Origin of the sequence: Pedobacter nyackensis, assembly GCF_900176505.1 — a bacterium.
Taxonomy (GTDB): domain Bacteria; phylum Bacteroidota; class Bacteroidia; order Sphingobacteriales; family Sphingobacteriaceae; genus Pedobacter; species Pedobacter nyackensis.
In genome coordinates, this window is the sequence record NZ_FWYB01000009.1 from 136,113 (window position 1) to 151,638 (window position 15,526).

At 41.8% G+C, this 15,526-nt stretch carries 9 protein-coding genes; 8 read left to right on the plus strand and 1 reads right to left on the minus strand.

Annotation, left to right across the window (positions count from 1 at the left end):
* Positions 1–5: 5 nt before the first annotated feature.
* The 7 genes from B9A18_RS16505 to B9A18_RS16535 all read left to right on the plus strand — a co-directional run bounded on the left by B9A18_RS16505 (position 6) and on the right by B9A18_RS16535 (position 11,645).
* Entirely contained in the window at positions 6–2,552 is a 2,547-nt protein-coding gene (locus B9A18_RS16505) for an L-rhamnose mutarotase (RefSeq protein WP_084290560.1), read from the plus strand.
* A gap of 9 nt (positions 2,553–2,561) precedes the next feature.
* Positions 2,562–3,647 (plus strand): Gfo/Idh/MocA family protein, encoded by a 1,086-nt coding sequence (locus B9A18_RS16510; RefSeq protein ID WP_084290562.1) that lies wholly within the window; start codon positions 2,562–2,564, stop codon positions 3,645–3,647.
* A gap of 40 nt (positions 3,648–3,687) precedes the next feature.
* Complete coding sequence (locus B9A18_RS16515; RefSeq protein ID WP_084290564.1) at positions 3,688–5,277, plus strand: sodium:solute symporter family transporter; 1,590 nt, start codon at positions 3,688–3,690, stop codon at positions 5,275–5,277.
* Positions 5,278–5,288: 11 nt separating this feature from the next.
* The gene (locus tag B9A18_RS16520) at positions 5,289–7,463 is read left to right on the plus strand and encodes an alpha-L-rhamnosidase-related protein (RefSeq protein WP_144009525.1); all 2,175 of its coding nucleotides are present in this window, start codon (positions 5,289–5,291) and stop codon (positions 7,461–7,463) included.
* Positions 7,464–7,699: 236 nt separating this feature from the next.
* The gene (locus tag B9A18_RS16525; RefSeq protein WP_084290566.1) at positions 7,700–8,170 is read left to right on the plus strand and encodes a DinB family protein; all 471 of its coding nucleotides are present in this window, start codon (positions 7,700–7,702) and stop codon (positions 8,168–8,170) included.
* Between the two features lie 82 nt (positions 8,171–8,252).
* The gene (locus tag B9A18_RS16530; RefSeq protein WP_084290568.1) at positions 8,253–10,586 is read left to right on the plus strand and encodes a PDZ domain-containing protein; all 2,334 of its coding nucleotides are present in this window, start codon (positions 8,253–8,255) and stop codon (positions 10,584–10,586) included.
* Positions 10,587–10,733: 147 nt separating this feature from the next.
* Entirely contained in the window at positions 10,734–11,645 is a 912-nt protein-coding gene (locus B9A18_RS16535; RefSeq protein ID WP_084290570.1) for an NAD(P)/FAD-dependent oxidoreductase, read from the plus strand.
* 124 nt (positions 11,646–11,769) lie between these two features.
* Here the strand turns inward: B9A18_RS16535 and B9A18_RS16540 are convergent, their stop codons facing one another.
* Positions 11,770–12,543 (minus strand): IclR family transcriptional regulator, encoded by a 774-nt coding sequence (locus B9A18_RS16540; protein WP_084290572.1) that lies wholly within the window; start codon positions 12,541–12,543, stop codon positions 11,770–11,772.
* A 214-nt stretch (positions 12,544–12,757) separates the two neighbouring features.
* Here B9A18_RS16540 and B9A18_RS16545 point away from each other — a divergent pair, with 214 nt between their 5' ends.
* Positions 12,758–15,526, plus strand: a complete 2,769-nt coding sequence (locus B9A18_RS16545; protein WP_084290574.1) for a glycoside hydrolase family 78 protein — start codon at positions 12,758–12,760, stop codon at positions 15,524–15,526.

A 15,526-nucleotide genomic window follows, 5' to 3' on the forward strand; every position in this document is an offset into this window, starting at 1 on the left:
AAGGGATGAAGAAGACACTTAAACCTTGCTTGCTTGTAATATTTATGGCTTTGCTGTTGAGCAATACGAGTCTGTATGCTGCGGATATCTATGTTTCCTTAAAAGGATCGGACAGCAATGCAGGTACGAAAAAACAGCCGGTAGCAAGCCTGGCTAACGCACTCCGTAAAGCACGTGAATTGAGGCGTTTAAATGATCCTTCCATAAAGAACGGGATCAACATCATTATAGAGCAAGGCTTTTATCAATTGAATGAACCGGTGGTCATCAGACCTGAAGATTCGGGTACTGCAGCGAGTCCGACTATCATTACAAAAAACGCAGGAGCTGATGTTGTGCTGAGTGGCGGAATTTCTATTTCGGACTGGAAAAAGGTGGGCGGAGCACTGCCCGGTGTTTCAAATGATATTAAAGAGAAACTTTGGGTAGCCGATGTACCTGTACTGGGAAGTAGTGATTTAGAATTCAGGCAGATGTGGGTTGATGGAAAAAAGGCGATTAGAGCGAGAGATTGGAATGCGGACAAAATGGCCCGGATTTTAAGCTGGAATTTTCCCGCAAAAACCTGCAAGATTCCTCTGCCGGCAATAAAAGGCATTGGCAATTTTGAGGATATAAAAGGTATGGAAATGGTAATCCAACAATGGTGGGCCATCGCTAACCTCCGGATAAAATCAGTAAAAGTAACAGGCAAAGAGGCCGAGCTGACTTTTATGGAACCGGAAAGCCGCGTGCAATCAGAACATCCATGGCCTGCTCCCTGGATCTCTGCAAAAACGGGTAACTCACCTTTCTATTTAACCAATGCGATCCAGTTTCTGGATGAGCCTGGAGAATGGTACGAGGATCTGAAGAACGGCAAAGTTTATTACTGGCCGCGAGCAGGCGAGCAGATGAATAAAGCGAAGGCTGTTGCGCCATATCTGGAGACTTTAGTGAGGATGGAAGGTACAATCGATAACCCGGTGAGTTATGTGTTCTTTAAAGGTATTTCCTTTCAGCACGCAGGTTGGTTAAGACCATCACAGTTTGGTCATGTACCCCATCAGACAGGGATGTATATGCTGGATGCTTATAAACTAAAAATACCGGGAACACCGGATAAAAAAGGACTGGAGAATCAGGCCTGGGTTGGTCGCCCTGCAGCTGCGGTTGAAGTAAGCTACGCACATCATACCGGCTTTGAAGCATGTAGTTTTGAACATCATGCTTCAACTGGATTGGATTATAAAAGAGGGACTTATCATAATGAAGTTAAAGGAAACCTTTTCAAAGATATTGGTGGCAGTGGTATTTTGATTGGAATCTTTTCTGATGAAGCTACGGAGGCACATTTGCCTTATAATCCAAAAGATGAAAGAGAGATTTGTACCAATGAAAGCATTACCAATAACCTGATCACGGATGTAACTAATGAAGATTGGGGTTGTGTGGGAATTGGTGCTGGGTATGTAAGGGGAATCAATATTGCACACAATGAGATCAGTGATGTGTCGTATTCAGGAATCAGTATGGGCTGGGGCTGGACAAGAACCATCAACGCCATGCGCAACAACACTATCACAGCAAATAAAATCCATCATTATGGGAAGTACCTGTATGATGTAGCAGGTATTTATACCTTATCGGCCCAACCAGGTTCTCTGATTTCCAATAACTATATCGACAGCATTTACAAGGCGCCTTATCCTCATGATCCGGGGCATTGGTTTTACCTGTATACCGATGAGGGTTCTTCTTATTTTACAGTGAAGGATAACTGGACGCCAGCTGAGAAATATTTGCAAAATGCAAATGGTCCGGGAAATGTCTGGACGGGTAACGGGCCAAAAGTTGCCGATAGTATTAAAGTTAAAGCTGGACTTGAGTCTGATTATCGCTATCTGTTGAAAAACAGTTCGGTAAATGGTATTGGTCAGCCGCTTAATAGTGTGGATTCTGGTAATGGGAATGAGCTGGTAATAGAGGTCATACTTCCTTCTTCGGCCGGATTGAGTAAGGCTTTACTGGTTGAAATTTGCAGGGAAAAGGGCATCGCTGCACCGGCCATTTACCAATGGAATAATCGTTTGCTGGTGTACGCAGCAATGAATGAATCTGCCGCATTGATGCGGCAAATACAATCGAGAATCCAGGGTGCAGAAGCTAGACTCTATAAAGATGTATTTTACAAGTTTGAACGTAAAAAGCATTGCGGACAAGAGCCGGTTAAGGAATGGGACAACATCATTTTAAGTACAAACCTGGTGAAGGATGAGCGGATGCAAAAGGAATACCTGGGGTATCATGCTACGCAGTTTGAGAAATGGCCGGAAGTAGCGAAGGGCTTTTGCAATGCAGATTTTCAGGAGTTGAGAATTTTTAAAAATGGAAGACAGTTGATACTGGTGATCAGCATTCCTAAAGGCGCAAGTTTAGATGAATTAAATCCAAAAACCACACAGAATAATCCTCGGGTTGACAATTGGAATAATCTGATGAAAAAGTATCAGGAAGGAATTGAAGGAACTAAACCCGGAGAAGTTTGGGTGTTTTTTAGTAAGAATAATTAGAAATTGAATATGTTAAAATTAGGAATATTAGGGCTGGGAGAAGGGCGTAGTACCATGTCGGCCGCCCTTGCAAGCAACAAATACGAACTGGTAAAAATTTGCGATGCGAACGAAGATGTGTGCAAACAACGCGCAAAAGAATTCGATTTTCCGCACTATACCTCCAGCTATCAGGAAATGCTGGATGACGCTAGCATCGACGTGATCGCAATCTACACGCCTGATCATTTGCATGCAGACCACGTTAAACAAGCGCTGCTGCACGGAAAGCATGTAGTTTGTACAAAACCATTCATTGACGATTTGGCGCGCGCTAAAGAGCTCCTGGAGGTTTCAAAGCAAAGTGGTAAAAAAGTATTCGTTGGTCAGAGTTCCCGTTTCTTTGAACCTTATAAGCGACAAAGGACTGATTATGCTGCAGGTATCATTGGTGATTTAATCACGGTTGAGTGTCATTATAATGCCGATCACCGTTGGTTCCTGGAGAAAAAATGGGCCTTAGAAGCTTCTTTTAAATGGCTTTATGGCGGATTAAGCCATCCGGTTGATTTTATCAGATGGTACCTTCCCGAAATTGAAGAGGTGATGGGATATGGGATGATCAGCTCTAATGGCAAAAAAGCTGGCTTAAAAAACGAAGATACGATGCACTTTATCTTCAAATCGACTGACGGAAGGATTGCGCGCGTAAGTGGTGCTTATACCGGCCCGATACAGCCAGCTTACCGCGAAAGTGAGATGAGTTGTGTGTTGAGAGGTACGGAAGGGGCCAGTCAGGCCGATTATCATGAATTGCGTTATGCGGTAACGACAAATACGGGCGAAGAACAACTGATTACATGGGGAGATGCTAAGCTGAAACATTTCTTCCGTTTTGAAGGTCAGAGTCACCATGCAGGCGAATACCAGAATTATCTGGAATACTTCGCAGAGAGCATCGAAAACGATACAGTAGCTTACCCTGATTTAAAAGAGGGGATAGGCACAATAGCCTTGTTGCAGGCTATGGACAGGTCATTGCAGACCGGCGTTCCTGTTAAAATCAATGATATATTGAACGAGTACGAGCTTTTAAGAGCCGATTTCGGACTGTAAAGCAAATCCAAATCAATCAACCAAACCAAAAAAATACTTAATGGGTAACATTGTCGAACGCTTAACCAATCTGGATTACTTTATTGTAATTGCTTATCTGGTTATTCTAATTATTATCGGTTACAGGGCTAGTTTCTCTAAGAAGAAAAACGACGACGAAACCCTTTTCCTGGCCAATAAATCCTTGGGCTGGTCGAGCATTGGATTTAACATGTGGGCTACCAATGTTGGTCCCTCCATGCTGCTGGCTTTTGCCAGTATCGGCTATAGCACGGGTATCGTGGCTGTAAATTTCGATTGGTATGCCTTTATATTCCTGTTTTTACTGGCCATTGTTTTTGCGCCAAAATACCTGGCTGCGAAAGTAAGTACCATGCCTGAGTTTATGGGTAAAAGGTATGGCGACTCTACTCAGAACATACTAGCCTGGTATGCCTTGATCAAAATTCTGATCTCCTGGTTATCCCTGGGGCTTTTTGCAGGTGGCTTCCTGGTAAGACAGATATTGGGTATTCCCATGTGGCAATCGGTAATGGTATTGGTTTCTTTTGCAGGCCTGTTTACTTTTTTCGGTGGTCTTAAAGCCATTGCCAAAGTGAATGTCTTTCAAATGATTCTGTTGATCGCTGTATCTCTGGCCTTAACCGTTTTAGGTTTGCAAAAAGTTGGCGGTATTGAAGCTTTGTACAGCAAAACGCCTGCGCATTACTGGAACCTGATCCAGCCTGCCAGTGATCCGAAATACCCATGGTATGCCATTTTGCTGGGGTATCCGGTAGCAGCGATAGCTTTTTTCTGTACAGATCAGGCTATGGTGCAATCGGTTCTGGGGGCTAAAAATCTGGAGCAGGGGCAGCTAGGCGTTAGTTTTATCGGCTGGTTAAAGATCCTTTCGCTTCCTTTGTTTATCATTACAGGTATCCTGTGTTATGTGTTGTTTCCTGATTTGAAAGACCCTAATGAGGCATATATGACAATGGTGACCAACCTGTTCCCTCCGGGAATGAACGGATTGGTAATTGTAGTCTTGATTGCTGTACTGGTAGGTACCATAGGTTCATCCTTAAACTCATTGAGTACAGTGTTTACGATGGATGTGTATGTGAAAAACATCAATCCACAGGCTACGAACAAGCAGATCATCCGGATGGGGAGATTATCAGTTATTGCTGGTTGTATTTTTGCTGTAATTGTAGTGTTGGCCATCGATAATATCAAAGGTTTAAATCTGTTTGATATTTTTCAATCTGTGCTGGGCTTTATTGCACCGCCATTATCGGTCGTGTTTCTGCTTACTGTTTTTTGGAAAAGGACGACAAGGAAAGCTGTAAACTTTACCCTTTCCGTGGGATCAGCTTTAAGTCTGGGCACTGGGGTGACCTATTTATGGATACTTCCGCCTGATAAATATCCTTTCTGGCCGCATTACCTGATTCTTTCCTTCCTGATTTTTGCAGGCTTATTGCTGATTGCAGTGCTGATCTCGTTGCTGGACAGAAACCCAACGGTTTACGAGATCAATGAGCTCGACAAAAGTGCAATTGAAAAACCGACAAAACGAGTTTGGATATCATGGGCTGCTCTTGCTGTGGTTATGATTGCTTTATACATTTTTTTTAACGGGCATTAATTTTATTAGATATGATCAACCTACGATTTATTACCGCATTACTTCTTTTACTGATGGGCTATGCTGAGGTACAGGCCCAGCAAACTTCAAAAGCTGCCTGGATCTGGTATCCCGGCGATCTGGACATTTGGGTGTCCAACAAAATGCAAAACCGGAGAACAGAGCGAGGTGCCTTCCTTCCCCCATTCTGGAAAATGGATAGTCATTATGTGCTGGTTGAGTTTCATAAGGAATTTAACCTGGCTAATGCCGAAGAAGTAAACCTGTACGTTGAAGGACAGTACAACGTGAAGATCGACGGTCAGGCCTTTTCCGGTTATCCGAAAAAGATCACTGTTCCTGCAGGTAAGCATAAATTGAGTTTAAAAGTTTACGGACAAGATAAAGTCCCTGCGATACTTGTACAGGGGAAAACCATTGTTTCTGATGAAAGCTGGTTGACGACTTTTGAAGATAAGGAATGGATAGATGAAAGTGGAAAGGCCTCTGATAAGTCGGGCACCACCTATGTTTCTGTAGGGTCATGGAACCTGACCAACCCCTTGTCACCACCTTCGCAGTTTAAATTGTCAACAGCACTGATGGCTGCGGTAAAAACGGAAAAGGTAGACAAAGGATTTGTAGCTGATTTTGGGAAAGAAACCTTCGGTTTCCTTAAGCTGAAGGGCATAAAAGGCAAAGGTAAACTGCATATTTATTATGGAGAATCAAGGGAGGAAGCTTTATCGGCAGATCACTGTGAGACGCTGGATTTACTGGAGATTGATCTGAAAGGCAAAAGAGACTCTGTAATTGAATTGTCTAAGGCTTTTCGTTATGTAAACTGTCAGCCTGAAGGTAATGTGACATTGGACGGGGTATCGATGTTGTATGAATATGCCCCGGTAACTGAAAAGGGAAGCTTTCATTGTTCGGATGAACAAATCAATAAGATTTATGATATCTCCAAATATACATTCCATTTAAATACCCGCGAGTTTTTTATTGATGGGATAAAACGCGACAGGTGGGTATGGTCGGGCGATGCTTACCAAAGCTACCTGATGAATTATTACTCCTTTAATGAGTCGCCAATAGTGAAAAGGACCCTGCTGGCGCAAAGAGGTAAAGATCCGGTAACGGCGCACATCAATACCATCATGGATTACTCTTTCTATTGGTTTTTAGGAATCTACGACTATTACCAGTATTCAGGCGATCAGAAATTTGTGCAGGATATTTATCCAAGAATGAAGAGCCTGATGGATTATGTGCTTAACCGCAGAAATAAGGATGGTTTACTGGAATGGATGCCGGGGGATTGGATTTTCATCGACTGGGCAGATAAACTAAGTAAAGATGGGGAAGTGAGTTTTGAGCAATTGCTATTTTGTCGCAGTTTAGAAACCATGGCATTGTGTGCAGACATGGCAAAGGATACTGAAGCTGCCACGAATTACAAAAAGATGGCTGCTGATTTGAAAGCTAAGATCTTTAAACTGTATTGGGATGAGAGCAAACATGCTTTGGTGCACAGCAGAATTGCTGGAAAACCTACGGATAATGTAACCCGCTATGCCAATATGTTCGGTATTTTCTTCGATTATTTTACGCCATCACAAAAGCTGGATGTAAAACAGCATGTATTGATGAATGATAAAATTAAAAAGATTACTACGCCGTATATGCGTTTTTATGAACTGGAAGCACTTTGTGCAATGGGGGAACAGTCATATGTACTGAAACAGATGAAGGATTATTGGGGCGGTATGCTGGATTTAGGAGCTACTTCATTTTGGGAAGAGTACAATCCTGATAAAAAAGGTACCGAACATCTAGCAATGTACGGTCGCCCGTTTGGTAAAAGCCTTTGCCATGCCTGGGGTGCAAGTCCGATTTACTTATTGGGTAAGTATTATTTAGGAATTAAACCACTTACCGCAGGATATGAAAGTTATGTTGTTGAGCCGTCTTTAGGTGGATTAGAGTGGATGGAAGGGAAAGTACCCACGCCTGCCGGTGAAATTTCCTTGTATTGCAGTAAGAAAGAAATTAAGGTTAAGTCTGACGAGGGGCGTGGTGTGTTAAGATTTAAGAGCGTTTCGAAACCTATTGTGAAAGGTGGAACGGCTGTTGAGGTAGGAAAGCGAACTTATGAACTTAAGCTTGAGAAGGGGACAGCATACACGGTGAGTTATACCAAATAGTAGGCCGCCGGTTTGCTGTCTTATGATGAAGTGTTCTATTTTGCTTCATTAACTAATAATTAACGGATATTGTGCGGCTCAGTCCGTTCAGTATCCGTTCAATGTCCGTTCAATGTCCGTTCAATATCCGTCCAATATGTGTTCAATGTAAGTTAACTATCTGGAAACTGTACGCTCGTTTTTAGCAAAGAAACAAAGTACTGGTTTAGATTGTTGTTTCGGCTAAAAGCAACATTATGGAAACAGTATTGAAGCCATTTCTTGAATTACTCCGGGAAATTTATATAGGGTCTGAGGTTGATCAATCCTGGGTCATTGATGGTAATCCGGGTTATGGATTAACTGCTACACTTAAACAAATAACGGCTAAAGCAGCATCTACTCCTACAGTGAAGGGTGGTTCAACTATAGCGGGGCATACTGAGCATTTAAGGTGGAGCCTTGAATTTGCAATGGCATTTTACAAAGGAGTACAGCCTTCAGGTAGTTGGGATGAAAGCTGGACGATTCATGAAGTTAATACTGCGGATTGGGAGCAATTACAGGAAGATTTGCTTGGTGTTTATCAGCGATTGATAGATGCCATAAAAGAAGTTAAAGACTGGTCTAATCCCCATTTGTTGAAAGGTACATTAGCTTTGTTGCCTCATGCGGCTTACCATTTTGGGGCAGTGAGACAATTGATTATAGCTGTTCATAAACCTTGAAAGTAAATTCGAAGCTTAAATAACTTAATGTTCTGCCAATATACTTGAACCGATGTCGATTTAGAATATTGAATTTAGTCGAATGAGATTTTCTATAACGCTATTAGTTAGTTTTTTAATGGTTGGATACAGTCATTCAAAAGACATTTATATTTCTCCAAAAGGGAACGATAAAAATAAAGGAACGATGAATAGCCCCTTCGCTACCTTATACAGGGCCCAAATGGAAGCAAGGAAGTATAAGACTGAAAAGGTGAATATACTGTTGCGAAAAGGGGCCTATGATTTAAGTCGACCTATAGTTTTTACTGTGGATGATAGTCGTGCTCAAGGTAAGGGACTTAACATTCAGGCTTATCAGCAGGAAATAGTCGTTGTTAAAGGTTCAGCTAAATTAAACCTGAGCTGGGAACAGAAGGATGGTATTTACTATGCCAGAGTTCCCCGGTCAGGGCTAATCTTTGATCAGCTTTATGTAAACGGTACATTGATGCAGATGGCGCGGTACCCTAATTATCAACAAGGAAAAGTGCCATTTAATGGTACTGCAGCAGATGTACTTAGTGCGGAGCATATTCAGAAATGGAAGGCGCCTGAAGGAGCTTATCTTCATGCGATGCAAACGGCCATGTGGGGTGGTTTTGCTTATGAGATTAAGGGAAAGAACGGAATGAAGTTGGAAATGGAAGGAGGATGGCAAAACAATCGTCCCACTACTATGCATAAAGATTACCGTTTTATTGAAAATATAGCAGAAGAGCTGGATACCTTAAATGAATGGTATTTTGATAAGCGGCAGCAACAACTTTACTTAAAGACCACAGTAAATTTGGCGACTGCATTGATTGAGACTCCTCAAATGGAAAGTTTATTGGAAATAAAAGGTTCGGCTGCCAGGCCAGTGAAAAATATCAGTATAAAGGGGATCACCTTTACCCATGCCCTGCGGACTTTTATGAAAAACAGAGAACCTTTATTGCGAAGCGACTGGACGATATACCGTAAAGGAGCCATTACTATTGAAGGCGGCGAGCGCATCAACATAGAAAAATGCGTGTTCAGTGAACTGGGAGGTAATGTGTTGGTATATAGCAATTACAATAAACAGAATATGTTTTTTGGCAACCATATTTATAATTCAGGGAGTAGTGCTGTTGTGTTTGTTGGCGATCCTAAGGCTGTTCGTTCCCCCTCTTTTCAATATAGTATGTTTGTAGACTTAAAGGATATAGATACAAAATTAGGTCCTATTGGAAACAATTTCCCGTCTGAATGTACGGTGTACGACAATCTAATCCATAATATTGGCCAGGTAGAAAAACAAACAGCTGGTGTACATATCTCTATGGCACAAAATATTAAAGTAAGTCACAATACCATTTATGACGTGCCAAGAGCAGGTATTAATATAAACGAGGGAACCTGGGGTGGTCATAACATAGAGTATAACGACGTTTTTAATACGGTATTGGAAACCGGGGATCATGGTGCTTTCAACTCCTGGGGAAGAGATCGGTTCTGGCATCCTAAGCGCACAGTAATGGATAGTATTACGGCTAGTCACCCGGAACTGATTTTCCTGGATGCAATGAAACCTACTTCGATTTTTAACAATAGATTCAGGTGTGATCATGGATGGGATATCGATTTGGATGATGGTTCTTCCAATTATATCATCAGGAATAATGTGTGTCTAAATGGTGGCATAAAGTTAAGAGAAGGATTTAAGAGGGTAGTGGAGAACAACATTATGATTAATAATTCCTTTCATCCACATGTTTGGTTTAAGAACAGCACAGATATATTTAAGCACAATATCGTAAGTGCAGTTTATTATCCTGTTCATATTGTCGACTGGGGAAAGCAAATAGATAGTAATCTTTTTCCGGATGAGGTTTCGCTTAAAAAAGTCCAGGAGTGGAAAACAGATCCAAATTCGGTGGTTGGTGATCCGCAGTTTATGAGTGCAGAAAAGGGAGATTATCGGGTAAAAGCAGGTTCAAAGGCTTTTGCTATCGGATTTAAGAATTTTGAGATGAATTTTGGGGTTGTATCTCCAGGTTTGATCAAAAAGGCTAAAAAGGTAGCTATTCCTTTAATTGTGCCGAAAGTATGGAAAGAAGACGCTGTATATGATTTTGCCGGTGTTAAAGTGAAAAATCTGACTACACTTGCTGAAAGATCAGCAACTGGAATGCCTACTGAAACGGGTGTGTTGGTGCTTAGTGTAGATAATGGAAGTTTAATGAGCAATACAATTAAGCCTAATGATGTGATTTTACAAATGGGCAATCATCCTGTGTTTACAGTTAAAGATCTGATGGTAGCAAGGCAGTCTGCTCAAAATAAGACCGCTGCTGTACTTAAGGTGTTTAGGAATCAGAAGGAACAGGAGATTATAGTCAAATTGAAATAGCTAACTGCTTTTTTAAATAGCGAAAAACGAGGGTGCCAATGGTTGACATAACAAGTTTGAAGTTGTAATGTCTTATTTGCATCAAAGTTGCAATTAGTATTTGTGGTGTACGAGTAAATATGCAACTTTATTGCAAAATAAAGAGCTATGGATAAAAATCAAAAATATGATGTAATCATTGTAGGAGGGAGTTACGCAGGTCTATCGGCAGCATTAGCTTTGGGCAGGGCTATTCGTCAGGTGCTGGTTATTGATAGTGGTAATCCGTGTAATCAGCAAACACCACATTCTCATAATTTTCTTACCCAGGATGGGAGTAAACCTGCGGATATTAGTGCCCTTGGAAAGTCGGAAGTCCTGAAATACCCAACGATTGAGTTTTTAGAGGATCATGTAAATGCTGTAAGAGGCGAAAACAATGATTTTGAGGTTTCTACGGCCTCCGGACAGGTCTTGAATGCAAGAAAGTTAGTCTTTAGTACAGGTGTTAAAGACCTGATGCCAGAAATCCCTGGCTTTGCTTCCTGCTGGGGAATATCGGTGATTCATTGCCCTTATTGTCATGGTTACGAATATAAAGATAGGGTTACCGGTATTCTGGCCAATGGAAACACAGCATTTGAAATGGCCTTAATGATTCACAACTGGACAAAGCAGCTGTCTGTTTTTACGAATGGTAAATCCGACCTGACGGATGAACAGTTACAACGGCTGGTTCAAATCAATGTCAATGTAATCGAAAAGACTTTGCAGGAAATTGTACATGCAGAAGGGAATTTGAGCAGTGTAGTTTTTACCGATGGCAGTAGTCGTATGCTGGATGCACTCTATGCAAGGCCTCCTTTTGAGCAGCATTGCTCCGTTCCAGAGCAAATGGGATGTGAGCTGGATGCTTCAGGTTATATCAAGGTTGATGATTTTCAGAAAACCAGTATTGCCGGGGTGTTTGCTGCAGGGGATAACACCAGCAAATTCCGGGCAGTTTCTGCTGCTGTAGCTGCAGGAGGTAAAACCGGGGCTTTTATCAATCATGAACTCATTGCTGAAGCGTGGAATTGAAGGCTATAGTTGCTGAGGCATTGGCGGGGCCTTGCCGGGGTGTTGCTGGGGCCTGATGGGGCCACAGGCCTGCTCATCGCCCCGGTAACACCCCGGAAAAACAGCGGTAAATATCCACTAATGTTTAGAGAATCCCTATTCGTTGTTCAATCTTTTTCGCACAATTAATCGCTTCAACAAGGATGTCCTCATTATCGATGTCCTTGTTTACATTTAAAGCGGTAAGACTGGAAACAGTAAGGCAGGCAACGATACCGGTACTTCCTTTTCCTATCGGTACAGACACATCAATTACACCAGCAGCCAGATCACTGTTACGTACGTAGGCTCCTTTGCTCTTTATGTCTAGTAGTGAACGGCTAAACTTATTCTTTTCCTTGTCGGTAAATGACTGGTAAATAGTATTGTTGCTTAATGTTGTCGCCTGTTCAGCATCCGGCATGTAAGAAAGCAGTACTTTGCCTGAAGCTGTTAATGGCAGCGGGAAAAGGTTACCCTCCTCTATAGAAAGCGCTATTGGGCTCGGACTTTTGGCATGCAGGATCACCATCACCTGGTTCATGTATAATATACTAAGGTGGCAGGACTGCATAATCGTATTTGCCAGTTCTTCCAGTGGATATTGAGCGGCCTTACGCAACTCGTCAACCGGTGAGTGTCTGTGCGAAAGGTGAAAGAGCTTTAATGAAAGTCTGTATTTTCCAGAAACTTCATCTCTTAATATATATCCGCGACTTTCCAGACTCATTAGCATTCGGTAAATTTCATTTGGGCTTTTATCAATGCCTGTTGCAATCTCAGTTTGAGAAAGTGGGATGGATTGAGCGGAAAGGTATTCAAGGATATCAAGTCCCTTGTCCAGTGCAGGTGCCTGATATTTAATTTCTTTGTCCTTCATACAAACTTGTATCTTTTTTTTGGTTTTGCAAACATACTAAATGGTTTCTATTCATTATTCTTTCAACTTCTTTATAGAAGTTATCTAAATATAGACTTTCATATTTGAAATAAATATTTATATTTGAATTAATAACCATTTGTAAACCGGCACCTCGTTAGTCTTTGAGCTATTCGCTAATTTAGTTATAGTAGGTGTTAATCTTATAATCAGAATGAGCAAATTAGTACACTTCCTTAGTCTATTACTTTTTTCACTTCCCATTTTCGCTCAGGATTTGAGTGTTGAGGCGTTGCGTTGCGAGTATAAGGCTGATCCTCTTGGAGTTGAAGCTGTATCACCAGTATTGAGCTGGAGATTGAAATCAACGGAAAGGACTGTATTGCAGTCGGCCTACCAGGTTCTTGTTGCCGATGATTTAACTGCTTTAATGAAAAATACAGGAAATGTATGGGATTCTAAAAAAGTGGCATCAGATAATTCTATACAGGTAACTTATAAAGGTAGGGCACTGGTGGCCGGAAAAACGTATTACTGGAAAGTAAGGGTTTGGGATAATAAGGGTAAAGCATCGGCATGGGCTCCGGTATCGAAATGGCAAATGGGACTGTTAAGGGCGACCGACTGGAAGAATGCCCGATGGATTGCTTATGAGAAGCTGGCAGATTCTAACATCACGGCACTGCCGAAAGACAATAAAAAGGATACTTATTTTGGTAGTAATGTACTGCCGCTTTTAAGAAAGAATTTTGCTGTTAAGAAACCTGTAGCTAAAGCCAGTTTGTTTATTAGTGGTTTGGGACATTTTGAAATGAGCCTGAATGGTAAAAAACAGGGGGATCATTTTCTGGACGCCGGTTGGGTGAAATATGATAAAGAGGCTTTATATGTAAGTTTTGATGTGACCGGGAGTCTGCTGAAGGGCACTAATACCATTGGCGTAATGTTGGGCAATGGCTTTTATTATGTGCCGCCGGTGAAAGGCAGGTTCAGGAAATCTAAACCGTCATTTGGCTATCCAAAAATGATATGCAGGCTGTTGATTGAATACAAAGACGGCACAACAGAGAACATCATTAGTGATAAAAGCTGGAAGACTGCTTCAGGACCTGTTACTTTTTCCAGTATATATGGCGGAGAGGATTTCGATGCACGCTTAGTTCAAAAGGGCTGGGATGTGCCATCCTTTAATGATCAGCATTGGAAACAGGTACTCATCGTAGACGGTCCGGCAGCTATCAGATCACAAGAGGCAGAGCCACTTAAAATATTTGAAAACTTTAAACCGCAAAGCATCAGTAAAATTTCAGAAAAGGAATGGATATATGATCTTGGGCAAAACGCTTCAGGTATCATTAGTCTGAAAGTAAAAGGAAATAAAGGTGATACCATCAGGGTTTATCCGGGAGAGTTGCTTAAAGATGGAAAGGTGAACCAGAAACCTACAGGAAGTCCGTTTTATTTCGAATATGTATTGAATGGAGAAGACGTAGAAACCTGGCAGCCACGTTTTACTTATTACGGATTTAGGTATCTGGAGGTAAGAGGAGCCGCTCCAAAAGGGAATAAAGGGCAAACGCAATTACCGGAAATATTGGAGTTAAAAGGTCTGCACACCCGCAATGCGGCAGCAAGAGCAGGTGAATTTACCTCTTCCAATCAACTTTTTAACAAAACTGATAAATTGATAGACTGGGCTATAAAAAGTAATATGGCAAGTGTATTTACGGATTGTCCGCATCGCGAAAAATTGGGTTGGCTGGAACAGTCGCATTTGATGGTCTCATCAGTAATGTATAATTATGATGTCGCTACTTTGTCCAATAAGGTTGTGAATGATGTGATTACCTCTCAGCTGGATAATGGCCTCATCCCTGAAATTGCTCCTGAATATATTCAGTTTACCTGGGGAGGTGATATGTTCCGCGATTCGCCAGAGTGGGGAAGTACCGGAATTATCCTGCCATGGTATCTGTACAAATGGTATGGCAATACTGAGGTGTTGAGAAATGCCTATCCAACGATGCAACGTTATATGGTTTACTTGCAAACCAAAGCTGAAAGCAATATTTTAAAACAAGGTTTGGGCGATTGGTACGATATCGGTCCTGAACGCCCAGGTGTCTCACAGCAAACCCCTAAAGGGGTAACGGGCACTGCTATTTATTACTACAACTTGCAGCTGATGCAGAAAATGGCATTGTTGCTGGGCAAACCAGCAGATGCTGAAAAATATGGAAATCTTGCTAGCCTGGTAAAACAGGCTTTCAATACAAGCTTCTTTAACAGAGAAACCGGGCAATATGCCGCTGGCAGTCAAACCGCAAATGCCATGGCCATTTATATGGAGCTGGTTGACCCGGAAAATAAAACCAAAGTACTGGCGAACCTGATTAAGGATATCCGGGACAGGAATAATGCCTTAACCGCTGGCGACATTGGTTACCGGTATGTTTTAAGGGTGTTGGAACAGGAGAACCGTTCAGATGTCATATTTGATATGAACAGCAGAAGCGATGTGCCAGGGTACGGCTATCAGCTGGCGCATGGTGCTACGGCTTTAACCGAATCATGGGCAGCATTACCGGAGGTATCTAATAATCATTTTATGCTGGGGCATATTATGGAGTGGTTTTACAGTGGTCTTGCGGGGATCAGGCAGGAAGAAGGATCAGTTGCCTTTAAGCACATTAAAATTTACCCTGAGCCTGTGGGTGATCTGACTTCGGCAAAAGGCAGTTATACCTCTCCTTATGGTTTAATTGTTTCAGACTGGGAAAAGTCAGATCAGAAATTTGAATTATCGGTTACCATACCAACAAATACAACAGCAACTGTTTATATCCCCGCAACGGAAAGACAGCAACTTACCGAAAGTAATGTTGTTGTAAAAGACAAGGCCGGAATTAAATTAAAAGGTTACGAAAAGGGAAGAGCAGTGCTACAGATCGGATCGGGTAGTTATACATTTAAAGTACAATAG